Source organism: Methylobacterium sp. WL9, from assembly GCF_008040035.1.
GTDB lineage: Bacteria > Pseudomonadota > Alphaproteobacteria > Rhizobiales > Beijerinckiaceae > Methylobacterium > Methylobacterium thuringiense.
Map to the genome: position 1 here is coordinate 1 of NZ_VRVE01000087.1, position 16,807 is coordinate 16,807.

Genomic DNA, 16,807 nt, shown 5'->3' on the forward strand with positions numbered 1-16,807 from the left:
GGTTGGCGGCGTCCAACGCCTCGCCATAGGTCAGGATCAGGCTGGCGCCGTTCACCGTCGCCGACTGGAAGGCGGGCGGCGTCACGTCTCCGCCGCCGCCGCTCCCGGAGAGGAAGTTGCCGGCGGCGAGGCTCGGGGCCCCGACCACGAACTGGAGGTCGGCCTGACCGTCGCCGTTGAGGTCGGCGCCGACGCGCTGCGTGCCGCCGAGTGTGCCGGCCTGATAGCGCAGCTGTCCCGCCTGGCCGGTGAAGGCGCCGGTCCCGATGAACGTGAAACCCTGCTTGCCGGCGATCAGGGTGTTGGCGTCGATCGCCGACAGGTCGATCAGATCGCCGTCGCCCGCGATGAACTCGATGAAGTCCGGCGTGGCCGCCGGCGCGAAATCGGCCACGCTCTGGAAGACGAAGCGGTCCGCGCCGGAGCCGCCATAGACGGTGTCGGCTCCCGGTCCCCCGATCAGCACGTCGTCGCCGGTGTCGCCCGTGATGGCGTCGTTGCCCCCCGCCCCGTTGACGGTGTCGTTGCCGCCGTTGCCGCGCAGGGTGTCGTCGCCCGCGCCGCCGGTGATCGTGTTGGCCGTGTCGTCGCCGACGATCTCCACTCCGGTCGACGGACCGGGTCCTGCGCCGCCGACCGTGAGGTTGAACGTGTCGGCGGTGGTCTGACCGCCCGCCGCCGCCCGCACCGTCACGGCATAGCTGCCGGCCACGGCCTGGCCGCTCGCGCTGAAGGTCGCCGAGGCCGGGTTGAAGCTCAGCCAGGCCGGCAGAGCCACACCGGAGGCCAACGTTGCCGAATAGGTCAGGCCGGCCGGCGCCCCGGAACTCAGGAACGGCGATGCGCCGGCCGTCGGCCCGTTCGGATCGAACCCGAGCGCGCGCAGATACGCCCCCGCCCGCAGGGCGTTGCCGGTGGCGTTCGGGTGGATCAGATCCGCCATGCGGCCGGCGGCCGAGGCCGTCGCGTAACTGCCGAGGACGGCCTTGTCGTCCACGTAGAGGAGGCCCCGGTTCGCGGCCTCCTGGGCCAGGATCGCGCGGTAATTGTCGAGGTAGACCTGTCCGCTGCTGCCGATGTCGTTCGGGCCGATGAGGAGGATGTCGGTCCTCGGCGAGGCCGCCGCGAAGTTGTTCAGGATCCCGGCGATCCGGGTCTGGTAGGACGCGCCGAACAGGACGCCGCGATCGTTCATGCCGGCATCGAGGAGATAGGCCTCGGGCGCGAGGGCACCGAACCAGGACTGGCGGAAGCTCGTGTTCAGGTTCGACCAGTTGGTCAGGCTGGTGCCGGGGATCGCGACGTTCGAGAAGCTCGCGCCGTCCGTGTCTGTCCGGAAGTCGGCCCCGAACAGGGTGACGCGGCCGGTCATGCCCTGGACGGTGATCTGGTCGTTGCTCTGCCCGCGATCCGAATGGACCACCACGCTGCGCAGGCCGAGCGCCCCCGCCGTGTCGACCGTGACCGGGGCGGCGGCGCCCGCGCCCTGGAGCGTGAGCTTCCCGCCGCCGGGCTGCTGCAGGTAATAGAGGGTCGCGGTGTCCCAGGCCGCGTTCGGATCCCACACGAACCGGTCCGAAGCAGAGGCGGCGGCGACGTTGATGCCCTGTCCGTTGATGCTGTACTGCTCCAGGCCCGGACTGGCGGTCGGCCCGGCGAGGTAGGACACGCCGGCCGACGCGGCTGCGATGCGGCCGGCCCCGGTCGGCGGATTGTTCGTGAAGGCCTGGTAGCCGCCGCCGCCGTCGCCGTAGAGACCGCGCAGATGCGCCGTGAAGCTCTGCGCGTAATTGCTTCCGGCGAAGCCCGCGGTGAGACTGTCGATGGCCCCGAGCGCGTTGTACTCGTAGCTGACGGTTCGGCCGGCCGCCCTGGTGAAGGTGTCGGCGGGAACGCTGAACGAGAACGACGTGCCGAGCGAATAAGACCTGTCCGCCAACGGGTTCAGGACGGTCGGGGCCCCCGTGACGACGATGGTCTCCACCGCCGGTGCGCTGGCTCCGTTCGCGTCCTGCGCCGTGACGAGCACGTCGTAGCTGCCGACGGCCGACGCGCCCGAGATGGACAGCGCACCGTTCGTCCTGTTGAGCGTCATCCAGGACGGCAGCGCCGTGCCGTCGCCGAGAGTCGCGGTGTAGCTCAGATTTGCCCCGACGTTGCTGAACGTTCCTGCCGCGAGGCCGACTTGTGTCGATTGGCCGACAGGCAGGAACACGTCCGAAGGATTGCGGAACAACAGGGCCATCGCAGATCTCCTATCAATCCCATGAATACACTGATGCACGCTCGATTTTCGGAAAATCCGTGAGATAGACTTTTCAAATTTTCCATTGAATCGGTAGATCGTCTATCAAGGCACGGGGCCTCTGCGACGCTCGCCCGGGGCGGCGCCTGGGTCGATCGAAATCAAGTACGCAAATGATACTATTTCTTGGAGCCGCATTTCTATATAGCTTAGATTCCGAATTCGAAATCTTCGCGAATCATAATCAGAGGAATAGGATTGAAGCAAGTACGGATGTCATATCCCGGCGCGCGATTTTATAGCGCCGTTACTCGGCCGCGCCTGAGCGCCAATCGCGACGTCGTGAGGCACGGGCCGGGGGGGCGGAATCAATGCTTAGGACCGTAAGATTCTTGTCTCGGATCTAAGCCGTCGCCGGTCCGGCATTATTTGGGGCCGAAACGCTGCCGTCTCCGCCTCGGAGATACGGATTGCACCGCCTCGGCGGCGGCCATCGGAAGCTTTCCGGACAAGTGCCGGCGCTCGGTCGAGCTGGAAAGACACCGTACCGGAGCCGTGGCGACACCACGGCCTCGCCTCAGGGCCGCATCACGAACCCGATCGGCTCGCGGCCCGGCTGGCCGAGCCAGAGCAGCGTGGCGCCGAGCAGCAGGCCGATCGCGGCGGCGGGGGCCAGGGTCAGCGGCAGGACCAGGACCTGCCAGAGCCAGGGGGCGACGCCCTCGACCGCGCCCTGCAGCGCGCTCGCCTTGTCCTTGAACAGTGCGAAGAGCAGGTCGCTCACCGTGGTGACGCGCAGGGCGTTGTTGGCGATGGAGCGCGCGCCGTCATAGACGACCTGCACGAAGCCGCCGGCCAGGATCAGGAGCCCGAGCGCGCGGCTCAGGAAGGGCAGGCCGAGGAAGCTGGCGACGGAACGGAGCATCGAAACGGGCCTCGCCGGTCCGTCCGAGCGGAGCCGGTCCGAGGGCTGAATACGGGGCCGTCGGCGAGGGCGCAAGCGAGGGACGCGCCGCCGCCGCGCAATCACGAGGTGCACTCCGCTGGCAGCGCCGCCCGCCGCATGGTCTACAAGGCGGCCGCATCTGAACTCCCGTCGAGAATGCCCCGCTTCGCCGCCAACATCAGCCTGCTCTTCACCGAGCACGCCTTCCTCGACCGCTTCGAACAGGCGGCGAGGGCCGGCTTCGCGGCCGTCGAGATCCAGTTTCCCTACGAGCACCCGAAGGAGGCCATCGCGGAGCGGTTGGCGCGCCACGGCCTGCGTTGCGTCCTGCACAACCTGCCGCCCGGCGACTGGGAGGCGGGCGAACGCGGCATCGCGATCTTTTCCGAGAGGCAGTCGGAGTTTCGCGACGGCGTAGCGCGGGCGATCGACTATGCCGGGGCGCTCGGCTGCCGCCAGCTGAACTGCCTCGCCGGCCTCGTCCCGGCGGGGGCGGACCGGGCGCGGCTGCACGCGACCTTCGTCGCGAACCTCGCCTACGCGGCGGCGGAACTCGAGCGCGCCGGCATCCGGCTCCTGATCGAGGCGATCAACACGCGCGACATGCCTGGCTTCTTCCTCACGGGCACCGCCCAGGCCCTCGACCTGATCGCGGCGGCAGGTTCGGCCAACCTCTTCGTGCAGTATGACGCCTACCACATGCACGTCATGGGCGAGGATGTGCGGGCGATGATCGCCGCCCATCGCGACCGGATCGCCCATGTCCAGATCGCCGACGATCCCGGCCGGCACGAGCCGGGCACGGGGCGGATCGATTGCCCCGGGCTGTTCGAACAGCTCGACCGGATCGGCTTTCCGGGCTGGGTCGGCGCCGAGTACCGGCCCGCCGCGCGGACGGTGGACGGGTTGGGCTGGTTCGCCCCGTACCGGGTGGGATCGATAGGGTGATCGGGACGCGAGCGGGACCGAACGATCCATCGGACGCGTTGCCGGAGGATTCCTTGGCCTCGACAGGCTATTGAATTATGAATTCATTTAATCGATCGGATCGCGCCCGGAGGCCGCTACCGCGGTACACGTCGCGAAACCCGAACTGACAGCAGCACGGACGCGCAAGGGCGCCGCAGGGGAGAAACGGTTTGGGCGCGAGCGCAGCACCTGCGGGCAGCCGAACGGTGGCGGAGTCCGCGCTCGCTCGCGAACTCGGGACGGCGATCCAGGGCGAGGTCCGCTTCGACGCGTTCACCCGCGGCCGCTACGCCACCGACGCCTCGATCTACCAGATCATGCCCGCCGGGGTGGTGCTGCCGGAGAGCCGCGACGACATCGCCGCGACGCTCACCGTCGCGAGCCGGCATGGCGTGCCGGTCATCCTGCGCGGCGGCGGCACCTCGCAGAACGGCCAGCCGATCGGCTCCGGCCTCGTGGTCGACTGCTCGCGCCATTTCAACGGCGTGACCGGCTACGACGCGGAGGCCGGCACCGTCACGGTCGAGCCCGGCATGGTGCTGGAGCGCTTGAACACGCGTGTCAAAGCCGATGGCTGGTTCTTTCCGGTCGAGCCCTCGACGGCGACCCGCTGCACCATCGGCGGCATGGCCGGCAACAATTCCTGCGGTGCGCGCTCGCTGCGCTACGGCAAGATGAGCGACAACGTGCTCGCCATGGAAGCGCTCTTCCACGATGCCGAACCGTTTGGATTCGGCCTGACCGGCAACGAGAGCAGCGGCGTCACCGGCTCTCCGCGCGCGGAAGACCTCGCCCGCCGCATGCTCGCCCTGGCCGCGCAGAACCGCGAAGAAATCATCCAAACATATCCAAAAGTTCAGCGGCGGGTCGGGGGCTACAACCTCGATGCGCTGATCGCGCCGCGCCCGAACCTCGCGCATCTGCTGGTCGGATCGGAGGGCACGCTGGCGGCCACCACTTCGGTGACGCTGAAGCTGTCGCGGCTGCCGGCGCACCGGGTCATGGGCATCTGCCACTTCCCGTCGTTCCGTGCGGCGATGGAGACGACGCAGGCGATCGTCGCCCTCGATCCGGTGGCGGTGGAACTCGTCGACAACAATGTGCTGGTGCTCGGCGCCGACATTCCGTTGTTTCGCGCGACGCTCGCCGACATCACCCGCGGAACGCCGAACTGCCTGCTGATCGCCGAGTTCGCCGGGGACGATCATTTCGCGATTTCGCAGGACCTGAAACGCCTCGACGCCTGCATGGCCGACAATGGTTTTCCAAACGCCGTGGTCGAGGTTGTTGAGACCGCGCGGCAAAAAACGGTGTGGGAGGTACGCGAGGCCTGCCTCAACATCATGATGTCGATGAAGGGCGACGCCAAGCCGATCTCCTTCATCGAGGATTGCGCGGTGCCGCTCGAACACCTCGCCGACTACACCGACGCCGTCACCGAGGTCTTCTCGAAGCATGGCACCCGCGGCACCTGGTACGCCCACGCCTCCGTCGGCTGCCTGCACGTGCGGCCGATCCTCGACATGAAGGATGCCGGCGGCGTCAGCGCGATGCGCGCCATCGCCGAGGAGACGGCCGACCTCGTGCGCCGCTTCAAGGGCTCATATTCGGGCGAGCACGGCGACGGCATCTCGCGCTCGGAATTCGTCGAGCCGCTGTTCGGCGCGCGGCTGACGCGGGCCTTCGAGACGGTGAAGGACGGCTTCGACCCCGACAACCGGCTGAACCCGAACAAGATCGTGCGCCCGCTCAAGTTCGACGACCGCTCGCTGTTCCGGTTCAAGCCGGACTACGCCGTGACCCCGATCGCCACCGCCCTCGACTGGTCGGATTGGGGCGGCCTCGGGTCGGCCGTCGAGATGTGCAACAACAACGGTACCTGCCGGAAGCTCGCCGGCGGGGCGATGTGTCCCTCATACCGCGCCACCCGCGAGGAGCAGCATCTTACGCGCGGCCGGGCGAACTCCCTGCGGCTCGCGCTCTCGGGCCAACTCGGGCCGGACGCCTTCACCTCCCCAGAGATGAAGCGCACGATGGATCTCTGCGTCTCGTGCAAGGCCTGCCGGCGCGAATGCCCCACCGGCGTCGACATGGCCAAGATGAAGGTCGAGTTCCTGCATCACTACCACGCCCGGCACGGCCTGCCGCTGCGCGAGCGGCTGGTCGCGGAGATGCCGCGCTATGCGGGCGTGGCGGCAAAACTCGCGCCTCTGATGAATCTGCGCAACCGCATTCCGGCCTTGGCGAAGCTCGCCGAGCAGATGATCGGTCTCTCGGCGCGGCGCTCGCTGCCGGAATGGGGGCGGCCCTGGCGCGAGGCGGGCGAGGCGGCGCATCCGGGTGACGTCACGGACGCGTTTCGCGACATCGTCCTGTTCGGCGACACCTTCAACCGTGCCTTCGAGCGCGAGAATCTGGAGGCGGCCGAGCGCGTGCTGACCGCCGCCGGCTATCGTCTGCATCGCGTCGTCCCGCCATCCGGCAATCGCCCACTCTGCTGCGGACGGACTTATTTGGCCTCCGGCCAGACGGACCGGGCGCGGCAGGAGGCGCGGCGCACGCTCGACGCGCTGTTGCCCTTCGTGCGGGCCGGCGCCCGCGTCGTGGGGCTGGAGCCGTCCTGCCTCCTCACCTTCCGCGACGAGTTTTTGTCGCTGCTGCCGGGGGACGAGGCGAAGGTTCTGGCAGACAAAACGTTGCTGTTCGAAGAGCTGCTTGCCGTCGATCTCAAGGCCGGCCGGATCGCCCTGAATCTCGCCGATCAGGGCGGCCGGGTCGCGCATCTGCACGGACATTGCCACCAGAAATCGTTCGGGGTGATGGGCTCGGTCGAAACGGTGCTGCGCGCCGTGCCCGGCCTCGACGTTCGTATCATCGAGTCGAGCTGCTGCGGCATGGCCGGGGCGTTCGGATACGGGGCGGAGACCATCGAGACCTCGTTCGCCATGGCCGAGCTCTCGCTGTTTCCGGCTTTGCGCAAGGCCGGCCCGGACGACCTCGTGGTGGCCGACGGCACCTCGTGCCGCCACCAGATCCATGACGGCCTCGACCGCGAGGCCCTGCACGTCGCCCGCGTGCTCGACGCCGCGATGGAGCCCCGCTCATGATCGTCGACCTCTTCAGCGATACCCAGACTCGGCCCACGCCCGGCATGCGCGAGGCCATGGCCCGCGCCGAGGTCGGCGACGAGCAATCGGGCTCCGACCCGACCACCAACGCGCTCTGCGCGCGCGTCGCGGATATGCTCGGCATGGAGGACGGCGTGTTCATGCCGTCCGGCACCATGTGCAACCTCGCCTCGATCCTGGTGCAGACGCGGCCCGGCGACGAGATCATCTGTGACGACCAATCCCACCTCTACAACACGGAGGCCGCGGGCTCGGCCGCGATCGGTGGCGTCTCGGTGAAGGCGCTGCCCACGCGCGTCGGGCTCTACACCCTGGAGCAGGCCGAGGCCGCGATCCGCGTTCCCCAGCGTACGGCGCCGCGCTCGGCCCTGATCTCGATCGAGCAGACCACGAGCTTTTCCGGCGGCACGGTCTGGGACCTCGGCGTGATGCGCGCCATCCGCGACCTCGCGCACGACAAGGGCCTGAAGGCGCATATCGACGGCGCGCGCCTGCTCAACGCGGTGGTCGCAACGGGCATCTCCGCCAGCGACTACGCAGCCGGATTCGACAGCGCCTGGATCGACCTGAGCAAGGGCCTCGGCTGCCCGGTCGGCGCGGTGCTCTGCGGCTCTCGGGACTTCGTGGTCGAGGCCTGGCGCTGGAAGTACCGGCTCGGCGGCGCCATGCGCCAGAGCGGCGTGCTCGCCGCCGCCGGCCTCTACGCCCTCGACCACCACATCGATCAGCTCGCCGAGGACAACGCCAACGCGCGGAGCCTGCACGCGGCGATCCGCGCGGCGCCCGGCCTCGCCTTCGACCCGACGGCGGGCCAGTCCAACATCCTGTGCTTTTCCGTCGCCGGCCTCGGCGTCACCGCCGCGGACTTCGTTGCCGCCTGCCTCGACGAGGAGGTCCGGATCCGCGCCATCGGCCGCGACCAGATCCGCGCCACGGCCAATCTCGACGTCGACCGTGCCGGCATCGCGCGGGCGGCCGAGGTCATCCTGGCCAAGGCGGCAGCGTTCGCCACGCGAGCCGAGACACCGCCCGCAGCACCACCACGGTTGCAGCCGGGCGCCCTCTCTCAGTAAGGCCAATTCATAATACGAAGACGCCGGCACAAATCGCCGGCCGTTCGCCCGACACGTCTCCGCAGAGGGACGGCGGCGAGCGGGACGACACACAAAAGTCCTTGGAGGAAGCCGCCATGTCGACGCCGCCCGTTGCGCCACCGCGCAAGGTCCCGCTCATCAGCGCGACGAACAGCGTGCTGTTCCTGCTCTGCCTGATGTACTTCATCACCTATCTCGACCGCGTGAACATCGCGACGGCGAAGGGCGTCATCAGTGCGGATCTCGGGCTCTCGAACACCGAGTTCGGGCTGATCCTCTCGGCTTTCGCCTACCCCTACGCGATCTTCCAGGTCATCGGCGGCTCGGTCGGCGACAGGTTCGGGGCGCGGCGCACGCTGCTGGTCTGCGGCATGATCTGGGCGGCGGCGACGATCCTCACCGGCTTCGTCGGCGGCATCGTCAGCCTGTTCGCCGCCCGCCTGCTGCTCGGCTTCGGCGAGGGCGCGACCTTCCCCACCGCCACCCGCGCCATGCAGAACTGGACGGCGGCCGGCCGGCGCGGCTTCGCGCAGGGCATCACCCACGCCTTCGCCCGGCTCGGCAACGCCGTGGCGCCGCCGGTGATCGCCTTCCTGATCTACCATGTCGGCTGGCGCTACTGCTTCGTCGTCCTCGGCATGGTGAGCTTCGTCTGGGTGGTGATCTGGTATCTCTACTTCCGGGACGATCCGGCCGACCACAAGGACATCACCCAGGCCGAACTCGACATGCTGCCGCCGCCGCGTGCGCCCGGCACGAGCCAGGCGGTGCCGTGGGGGCCGCTCACCCGGCGCATGCTGCCGGTGACGATCACCTACTTCTGCTACGGCTGGACGCTGTGGCTCTTCCTCGGCTGGATCCCGAGCTACTTCGCCGAGCATTTCGGGCTCAACCTGAAGAACTCGGCCCTGTTCGCCTCGGGCGTGTTCTTCGCGGGCGTCGTCGGCGATACGCTCGGCGGCGTGCTGAGCGACGCCATCTTCAAGCGCACCGGCAACCTCAAGCTCGCCCGGCTCTCGGTCATCGTGGCCGGCTTCCTGGGCGCGGCCGTGAGCCTGACCGGCGTGTTCTTCACCAAGGACCTGACCTACGTCGCGCTGCTGCTCTCGTCGGGCTTCTTCTTCGCCGAACTGGTGATCGGCCCGATCTGGTCGGTGCCGATGGACATCGCCCCGAAATATGCCGGCACCGCGAGCGGGCTGATGAACACAGGCTCGGCGGTGGCGGCCATCGTCTCGCCGATCGTGTTCGGCTTCGTCGTCGACAAGACCGGCGACTGGACGCTGCCCTTCGCCGGCTCGATCGGCCTGTGCCTGCTCGGCGCAGCCCTCGCCTTCACGATGCATCCCGAACGCAAGTTCGAGGACCCTCTGGACGAGACGGGGATCCCCCGCTCCCCGAAGGCCGCGATCGTGCCCGCCGCGCGATAGGGCTTGCCGAGGGCTGGGGCGCGCGGTCCCGGCATAGCCGGCGGGGGCGATTGCGGATCACCGCCGACATCAAGATTTCGTCACGGATGCCGCCGGACGTTCGATCTGGGATCAAACTTCGCGACTTTCCTGTTATGGCTGTGGCAGCGGGTCGCGCCGGGTCGCGGCACGTCGGCACTTGTCGCGCAGCGCCGCAGGCGTCCGGCACGGCAGTTGCCAGCTTGACTGCCGGAAGGCTTTCGTCGTCTAGCCTGTCCGCCCACTCCTGACCCGAGGGTCCCTGCTCTTGCCGCCGCTCCGCCGTTCCAGCGCAAAAGCCGTCGCCGTGCCCCGCAGCATGAGGGGGCCGGCGGGAGAACGACGGGATCCTCTGGAGGACGAGGCCCGGTTCCTGCGGTCTTGGTTCGAGCGCCCGCTCGTCACCGGCTCGGTGACGCCGTCCGGCAAGATGCTCGCCCGCACCATGGCGTCCTATGTCGACCCGCGCATGAGCGGCCCGGTGATCGAGCTCGGCCCCGGCACGGGTCCGGTCACGGAGGCCCTGGTCCGCCGCGGCATCGAGCAGGAACGGCTGATCCTCGTCGAGTTCAACCCGAAATTCTGCGCGCTGCTGCAGCGCCGCTTCCCCCGCGCCACGGTGCTGCAGGGCGACGCCTACCGGATCCGCGAGACCCTGAAGGGTCTCGTCGAGATCCCCTGCGCGGCCACGATCTCCAGCCTGCCGCTCTTCACCAAGCCGATGGAGCAGCGCATGGAACTGCTCCAGAGCGCCCACGACCTGATGCAGCCGGGCGCGCCCTTCGTGCAGTTCACCTACGCCGTCGTGCCGCCGATCCCGGCCAAGTGCGAGGCCGGCAGCTACACCGCCAGCCGCTCCAACAAGGTCTGGCTCAATCTGCCGCCGGCCCGCGTGTGGGTCTATCGCCGGCCGTCGTAATTCGGCCCGTCTCCATCCGTGCATTCGCAAGGCCGCGTCGTAGACTGGCGGTCTTTCGGGCAACTGCTCGGCCATTTCCCGCACGTCTGAAGCGAAGGCGAGCGGCAGGACGTCCCGCGCGGCCGTTGCGACGGCCCCAGCAGAACCGAGTTCGCCGAGGACGTGCGCGCGGAGCGGAGATCGCAGGTCTGCCGTCCGCTGCGGGAATGGCGAAGACGCTGCCTGCGGCGCGCCCGGAAGCGGCAAGGATCGCCTCCGATCGGCCGCCCGCTTGGGACAGGACCGGCGGATCGCCCGGCATGCGCCGACACGTCCTCGCCCGAGCACTTAATCCCTTCATCGTCTTGGCGTTTTCCGGTTGCGAACCGGAACGGTTCCGCCATGTTTCCGTTCGTTACTACGCCCCTCAGCAGGCGTTCACGCCGGGGGATCTAGACCAGACGCCTGGCCGGCTCAGCCCGGCCTGCGCATCCAAGGAGATCAGAATGACCATGCATCGAGGCCGTACCCTGCTCGTCGCGGCCGCTCTCGCCGCAGGCGGACTGTTCGCCGCCGCGACCGGCGCCGCCCAGGCCGCTCCGCTCGCCCCCGCAGCCGTCGAGACCGTGGCCGGCGAGGCCGGCGCTACCGCCGTGCATTGGCGCGGACGCGGCCATCACTTCGGCCACCACCATCATCATCGCCACTTCGGCTGGGGCCGCCCGCGCCACCACGGCTGGCACCACCACCACCACCGCGGTCACCACCACCACGGCTTTGGCCACCGTCACCGCTGGTAGGCCGGCTCAGCCGATGCGCTCGTGGATCGCGTCCGCGATCCCGGGCGCGTCGGCACCGACGCGGTAGGCGGCCCTCAGGGCCGCCGCCGCCACCTCCGCGGTGCCCTCGTCGCGGGCGTGGACGATTCCGAGGGGCCTGTCCGGGCCGACGGCGTCCCCCGGCCGCGCAAGCGCCGAAAAACCGACGGCGTGATCGATGGCGTCCTGCGGCCGGGTGCGCCCGCCGCCGAGCCCGATCACCGCGAGTCCGATCTCCCGCGTCGCGACGCCCGCGACGAAGCCGGACCGCTCGGCGAAGACGGGGCGAACCGCAGGCGCCCGCGGCAGGACATCCGCCGAGACCCGCAGAAAATCGTTCGGGCCGCCGAGGCCGGCGACCATCCGCTCGAAGCGCTCCGCGGCCTTGCCCGAGGCCAGGGCCCGATCCAGCCGCTCCCGCGCGTCGGCTGCGTCCGCCGCCAGCCCGCCGATCACCAGCATCTCGGCCGCCAGGGCCAGTGTCACCGCGTGGAAGCGCGGCTCCCGGCGCCGCCCGGTGAGGTAGTCCACGGCATAGGCCATCTCGACGGCGTTGCCGGCGGCGGAGGCCAGTGGCGCATCCATGTCGGTGATCAGCGCCACCGTGCGCATCCCCGCGCCGCTGCCGACGCCGACGATGCTCTCGGCGAGCGCCCGCGCCGCGTCGCGCGTGCCCATGAAGGCGCCGGAGCCCGCTTTCACGTCCATGACGAGTCCGTCGAGCCCGGCCGCGAGCTTCTTCGAGAGGATCGAGGCGGTGATCAGGTCGAGCGATTCCACCGTGCCGGTGACGTCGCGGATCGCGTAGAGCCGCTTGTCGGCCGGCGCGAGGTCCGGGGTCTGGCCGATGATGGCGCAGCCGGTCTCGCGCACGACCTTCCGGAACAGGTCGAGACCCGGCGTGGCGTCGTATCCCAAAATGCTCTCGAGCTTGTCCAGCGTGCCGCCGGTATGGCCGAGGCCGCGCCCGGAGATCATCGGCACGTAGCCGCCGCAGGCCGCCACCATCGGCGCGAGGACGAGGCTGACCGCATCGCCGACGCCGCCGGTGGAGTGCTTGTCGAGGACCGGGCCGGGCAGGTCCCAGGCCAGGACCGTGCCGGATTCCGTCATCGCCCGCGTCAGCGCGACCCGCTCATCGAGCGACATTCCGCGAAAGAACACCGCCATGGCGAAGGCCGCGGCCTGCCCCTCGGTAACGCTGCCGTCGGTGAGCCCGGCGATGAAGCCGGCGATGTCCGCCGCGTCGAGCGTCCCGCCGTCGCGCTTCGCCCGGATGATCTCCTGCGGCAGCTTCGTCACGATGCGGCGTCCCGGGCTTTTGCCAGTTCGCCATAGAGGCTGCTCGCCCCGAGCCGCATGTTTTTGGCTGTTGCCCAACGCGATCCCATGATGCGGTCGGCGAGGCTAAGATAGAGGGCCGCGTCGGCCACGCTCTTGAGGCCGCCCGAGACCTTCAACCCGCCTCCGCCATGCGCGCGGATCGCCTGCAGCATCACTTCGGCCGCCTCCGGCGTTGCCGAGACCGGGCTCTTGCCCGTCGAGGTCTTGATGAAGTCGGCGCCGGCTTCCAGCGCGATCCGGCTCGCCTCGGCGATGCGCTCGGGCGCTGCGAGTTCGCCCGTCTCCAGGATCACCTTGAGCAGACGGCCCCCGTCGCAGACCTCGCGGACCGCCGCCACCATGTCGCGCGCCAGTGCGCCCTCGCCGCGCAGCAGGGCGCGATAGGGCAGCACCAGATCGATCTCCCCCGCCCCGTCGCGCAGCGCCTCGACGGTGTCGTCCACGACCCGCTCGACATCCTCGCCGCCGGCCGGGAAGTTGACCACGGTGGCCACCGCGATCGGGTCGCCGTGCAGCCCGCGCAAGGATTGCCCGACGAATTGCGGCCAGACGCAGACGGCGGCAACGCCGCCCTCCCGCGCCGTCCGGCACAGGGCATCGATGGCGCTGGCCCCGCAGGCGTCGTTGAGATCGGTGAGATCGAGCAGCGGGATCGCCCGGCGGGCGACGGACGCGGCCTCCTCGGCGGATAGGGTCGGGCTGGCTGTCATGATCCGGTCGGCGATGCGGGAGGCGGCAGGCGCGCCACGAAGGCGCAGACGAGGCGGGTGAGGTCGTCCGCCGCGCGGGCGGCGACGGTCTTGGTCTCGGCATGGTGCGGATCCCCGCCCGCGATGCCGGCGGCGCGGTTGGTGACGACGGAGAGCGCGGCGACCTTCAGGCCGAGGAAGCGGGCCAGGATCGTTTCCGGTACCGTCGACATCCCGACGAGATCCGCGCCGAGGCGTCCGGCCATCCGCACCTCGGCCGGCGTCTCGAAGGACGGCCCCGAGAACCAGGCATAGACGCCCTCGTGCAACGCCACGCCGGAGGCCGCGGCCGCCGCGTGCAGCAGGGCGCGCAGCGCCGGATCGTAGGCGTCTGTCATCGGCACGAAGCGGGCGTCGCTCGGCTCGCCGACCAGCGGGTTGAGGCCGGAGAGGTTGATGTGGTCGGCGAGCGCCACGAGGCTGCCGGGCCCCGCCTCCGGCATCAGCGAGCCGGAGGCGTTCGTGAGCAGCATGGCCCCGGCGCCGAGGTCTCTCGCGAGCGTCAGCGGCACCCGCATGGCGGCGGCATCGCCCGCCTCGTAGGCGTGGATGCGGCCCTCGAAGACCAGCACCGGGCGTCCTGCGATGCGCCCGCCATGCAGCGTGCCGCCATGCCCGCTGACGCCGGATCGCGGGAAGCCGGGGATGTCGGCATAGGCGAGTCCGACCCGCTCCTCGAGCGAGGCGGCCAGCCCGCCGAGCCCGGTGCCGGTGACGATGGCGCAGGCATAGGGGCCACTCAGGCCCGCCGCGCGCAGCGTTGCGATCGCCGCACTCATCGCGAAAAATTCTCGGGGCCGAAGGAGGCGGGCAGCAGGGCCTCGATGGTGAAGCGCGCGCGCAGGCCGTGAGGATCGGCCACGAGCACCGGCGTGTCCGACCCTGAAAACTCGCGAATACGCTGGCGGCAGGCGCCGCAGGGCGTCACCGGCGCCGGCCCGTCGCCGAGGACGAGGATCGCCGCGATGCGCGTGCCGCCGGCCGCGACCATCGCCGCGATGGCGCCGGCCTCGGCGCAGGTGCCGACCGGATAGGCCGCGTTCTCGACGTTGCAGCCCGCATGGACGCGGCCGGCCTCGTCGAGGAGCGCCGCGCCGACATGAAACCGCGAATACGGTGCGTAGGCGCGCGCGCGGACCGTGCGGGCCGCGTCGAACAGAGCCTCGAACGTGGAGCGATCCTGAGCCGGATCGGAGGCCTGCGGGACCGGAGCATGCATGGCCGATCATAGGCCCGAGCGGCCCGGCTCTGTCGAGGGGGGCGCAGGCCATCGCTCCGTGGCATTTCGCGGATGGCGGAGCGAGGGCACGGACCGAGCCCGGCGGCTGGCGAAGGGCGCGCGTTTACATCTGTGCCGATTGGACTAAGCGAGCCCGAGGGCAGACGACTTTTCGCGTCGTCTTCGCTCCACGATTTCAAGGATGTCCGGTGCGATACGGGACGATCAAAAAGATTCTCGTGACCGGCGGCGCCGGGTTTCTCGGATCTCATCTGTGCGAGCGCCTGCTGGCGCAGGGACATGAGGTTCTGTGCGTCGACAATTTCTTCACCGGGACGCGCCGGAACGTCGCCCACCTTCTCGGCGAACCCCGCTTCGAGCTGTTGCGCCACGACGTGACGTTCCCGCTCTACGTCGAGGTCGACGAGATCTACAATCTGGCCTGTCCGGCCTCGCCGGTGCATTACCAGTTCGACCCGGTCCAGACGACGAAGACCAGCGTCATCGGCGCGATCAACATGCTGGGGCTGGCCAAGCGCCTGAAGGCGAAGATCTTCCAGGCCTCGACATCGGAAGTCTACGGCGATCCGGAAGTGCATCCGCAGCCGGAGGCGTATTGGGGCCGCGTCAATCCGATCGGCTTCCGCTCCTGTTACGACGAGGGCAAGCGCTGCGCCGAGACGCTGTTCTTCGACTATCACCGCCAGCATGCCCTGCAGATCAAGGTCATGCGCATCTTCAACACCTACGGGCCGCGCATGCATCCCAATGACGGCCGCGTCGTCTCGAACCTCGTGGTGCAGGCGCTGAAGGGCGAGCCGATCACGCTGTACGGCGACGGCTCGCAGACGCGCTCGTTCTGCTACGTCGACGACCTGATCGAAGGCATCGTGAGGTTGATGGAGACCGGTCCCGAGGTGACCGGTCCGATCAACGTCGGCAATCCAGGGGAGTTCACGATCCGCGAGCTCGCCGAGATCGTCGTCGAACTGACCGGCTCGCGATCGGTCTTCGTCCACAGGCCCATTCCGCCCGACGATCCCCGGCAGCGCCGGCCCGACATCACCCAGGCCCGCAGAGAGCTCGGCTGGGAACCCAGGATCGCATTGCGCGAGGGGCTTTCCAGGACGATCGCCTATTTCGAGCGGTCCCTCTCGGCGGAGAACGCGATTTCCTGACGGGAGACGCGACCGGAATCTGACGGATCCCGGCCTGCGGATCGGCCCGGTGCATCGATCGACAAGCGACGCGTGCCGGCGCTATGAGGCGATGAACGAGGCAGGAGTGGTCAGAGATGCTCGGTCGCTACGAACGCACGCCGCAGGGCGGCGAGGCCAAGGTCGAGTACGGCGACGGCACCATGCGCGTGGTCAAGCCCGGCACCTTCGTCCGCTGCGCCGTCACTGGCGAGACGATCGGGCTCGATGCCCTGCGGTACTGGAGCGTCGAACGCCAGGAAGCCTACGCGACCCCTGAGGCCGCCATGTCTCGCCTCAAGGCCGTCGGGCACGCGCCCTGAGCGATCGGGCCGAGGGCGGGTTTCAGATCCGCCGGCCGGGGCCGGGCGACGGATCGATCCCCGGACGCATCAGCGCATCGAGCTGCGCCCGCAGCGGCGCTTCGTCCGCGAACGCCAGCGCAACCCGCAGCACCGTCACCGCCTCCCGAAACGCCGCCGGCAGCCGCACCGCGTCCTTCTCGGTGGTGACGAGCACCGCCCCGAGCCGCAGCGCCGCCTCCGCCAGCCCCGCAAGCTCCTTCTCCGAAAAGCGGTGATGGTCGGGAAAGGCCCGCGTCTCCACGAGCCGCGCCCCGCAGCCCCGCACGGTCTCGAAGAACTTTTCCGGCCGTCCGATCCCGGCGAAGGCGAGCACCGCCCGACCGGCGAGGTCGGTGGCCGCCTCCGGCACCAGACGCCCGCGATGGACCGGCAGGCCGCGGCGCAGCGC

Annotated in this window: 15 protein-coding genes; 8 read left to right on the forward strand and 7 right to left on the reverse strand. The window is 69.5% G+C overall.

Annotated elements, in window-relative coordinates:
* Positions 1–2,245: putative Ig domain-containing protein (locus FV217_RS18815; protein WP_187272631.1), on the reverse strand; the 2,245-nt coding region annotated here is incomplete at its 3' end.
* 577 nt (positions 2,246–2,822) lie between these two features.
* Entirely contained in the window at positions 2,823–3,170 is a 348-nt protein-coding gene (locus tag FV217_RS18820) for a PetM family of cytochrome b6f complex subunit 7 (protein WP_147818773.1), read from the reverse strand.
* A 177-nt stretch (positions 3,171–3,347) separates the two neighbouring features.
* Here FV217_RS18820 and hyi point away from each other — a divergent pair, with 177 nt between their 5' ends.
* The 6 genes from hyi to FV217_RS18850 all read left to right on the forward strand — a co-directional run bounded on the left by hyi (position 3,348) and on the right by FV217_RS18850 (position 11,528).
* Positions 3,348–4,139, forward strand: coding sequence for a hydroxypyruvate isomerase (hyi, locus tag FV217_RS18825; protein ID WP_147818775.1), 792 nt, complete (start codon positions 3,348–3,350; stop codon positions 4,137–4,139).
* A gap of 227 nt (positions 4,140–4,366) precedes the next feature.
* Positions 4,367–7,267, forward strand: coding sequence for an FAD-binding and (Fe-S)-binding domain-containing protein (locus tag FV217_RS18830; protein WP_238232540.1), 2,901 nt, complete (start codon positions 4,367–4,369; stop codon positions 7,265–7,267).
* Positions 7,267–8,361, forward strand: a complete 1,095-nt coding sequence (locus FV217_RS18835) for a threonine aldolase family protein (protein ID WP_147818795.1) — start codon at positions 7,267–7,269, stop codon at positions 8,359–8,361. The genes FV217_RS18830 and FV217_RS18835 overlap by 1 nt, the downstream gene beginning before the upstream one ends.
* Positions 8,362–8,477: 116 nt before the next feature.
* Positions 8,478–9,812, forward strand: coding sequence for an MFS transporter (locus FV217_RS18840; protein ID WP_147818779.1), 1,335 nt, complete (start codon positions 8,478–8,480; stop codon positions 9,810–9,812).
* Between the two features lie 286 nt (positions 9,813–10,098).
* The gene (locus FV217_RS18845; RefSeq protein ID WP_147818781.1) at positions 10,099–10,749 is read left to right on the forward strand and encodes an rRNA adenine N-6-methyltransferase family protein; all 651 of its coding nucleotides are present in this window, start codon (positions 10,099–10,101) and stop codon (positions 10,747–10,749) included.
* Positions 10,750–11,234: 485 nt separating this feature from the next.
* Positions 11,235–11,528, forward strand: coding sequence for a hypothetical protein (locus FV217_RS18850; RefSeq protein ID WP_187272632.1), 294 nt, complete (start codon positions 11,235–11,237; stop codon positions 11,526–11,528).
* 6 nt (positions 11,529–11,534) lie between these two features.
* On the opposite strand, the gene deoA is transcribed toward FV217_RS18850, so the two are convergent.
* From deoA to cdd, 4 genes are read right to left on the reverse strand one after another with little or no spacing between them, the layout of a single operon-like run.
* Positions 11,535–12,851: a thymidine phosphorylase gene (deoA, locus tag FV217_RS18855; RefSeq protein WP_147818799.1), complete on the reverse strand. Its 1,317-nt coding sequence runs from the start codon at positions 12,849–12,851 to the stop codon at positions 11,535–11,537.
* Entirely contained in the window at positions 12,845–13,600 is a 756-nt protein-coding gene (gene deoC / locus FV217_RS18860; protein WP_147818783.1) for a deoxyribose-phosphate aldolase, read from the reverse strand. Before deoC ends, deoA begins: the two co-directional genes overlap by 7 nt.
* Entirely contained in the window at positions 13,597–14,418 is an 822-nt protein-coding gene (locus tag FV217_RS18865) for a purine-nucleoside phosphorylase (RefSeq protein WP_147818785.1), read from the reverse strand. The genes deoC and FV217_RS18865 overlap by 4 nt, the downstream gene beginning before the upstream one ends.
* A complete protein-coding gene (cdd, locus tag FV217_RS18870) occupies positions 14,415–14,858 on the reverse strand; it encodes a cytidine deaminase (RefSeq protein WP_147818787.1) in 444 nt (147 codons plus the stop codon). The genes FV217_RS18865 and cdd overlap by 4 nt, the downstream gene beginning before the upstream one ends.
* A gap of 209 nt (positions 14,859–15,067) precedes the next feature.
* Here cdd and FV217_RS18875 point away from each other — a divergent pair, with 209 nt between their 5' ends.
* Entirely contained in the window at positions 15,068–16,036 is a 969-nt protein-coding gene (locus FV217_RS18875; RefSeq protein WP_147818789.1) for a UDP-glucuronic acid decarboxylase family protein, read from the forward strand.
* 116 nt (positions 16,037–16,152) lie between these two features.
* Entirely contained in the window at positions 16,153–16,377 is a 225-nt protein-coding gene (locus FV217_RS18880) for a DUF2093 domain-containing protein (RefSeq protein ID WP_147818791.1), read from the forward strand.
* Between the two features lie 22 nt (positions 16,378–16,399).
* Here FV217_RS18880 and FV217_RS18885 read toward each other — a convergent pair.
* Positions 16,400–16,807 (reverse strand): tetraacyldisaccharide 4'-kinase (locus tag FV217_RS18885; protein WP_147818793.1); only part of this gene is annotated, 408 nt, incomplete at its 5' end.

Excerpts from the sequence above, each read along its gene's own strand:
- FV217_RS18840 (WP_147818779.1), top strand. The coding sequence starts at position 8,478 with ATGTCGACGCCGCCCGTTGCGCCACCGCGCAAGGTCCCGCTCATCAGC.
- cdd (WP_147818787.1), bottom strand. The coding sequence starts at position 14,858 with ATGCATGCTCCGGTCCCGCAGGCCTCCGATCCGGCTCAGGATCGCTCC.
- FV217_RS18850 (WP_187272632.1), top strand. The coding sequence starts at position 11,235 with ATGACCATGCATCGAGGCCGTACCCTGCTCGTCGCGGCCGCTCTCGCC.
- deoC (WP_147818783.1), bottom strand. The coding sequence starts at position 13,600 with ATGACAGCCAGCCCGACCCTATCCGCCGAGGAGGCCGCGTCCGTCGCC.
- FV217_RS18865 (WP_147818785.1), bottom strand. The coding sequence starts at position 14,418 with ATGAGTGCGGCGATCGCAACGCTGCGCGCGGCGGGCCTGAGTGGCCCC.
- hyi (WP_147818775.1), top strand. The coding sequence starts at position 3,348 with ATGCCCCGCTTCGCCGCCAACATCAGCCTGCTCTTCACCGAGCACGCC.
- FV217_RS18880 (WP_147818791.1), top strand. The coding sequence starts at position 16,153 with ATGCTCGGTCGCTACGAACGCACGCCGCAGGGCGGCGAGGCCAAGGTC.
- FV217_RS18820 (WP_147818773.1), bottom strand. The coding sequence starts at position 3,170 with ATGCTCCGTTCCGTCGCCAGCTTCCTCGGCCTGCCCTTCCTGAGCCGC.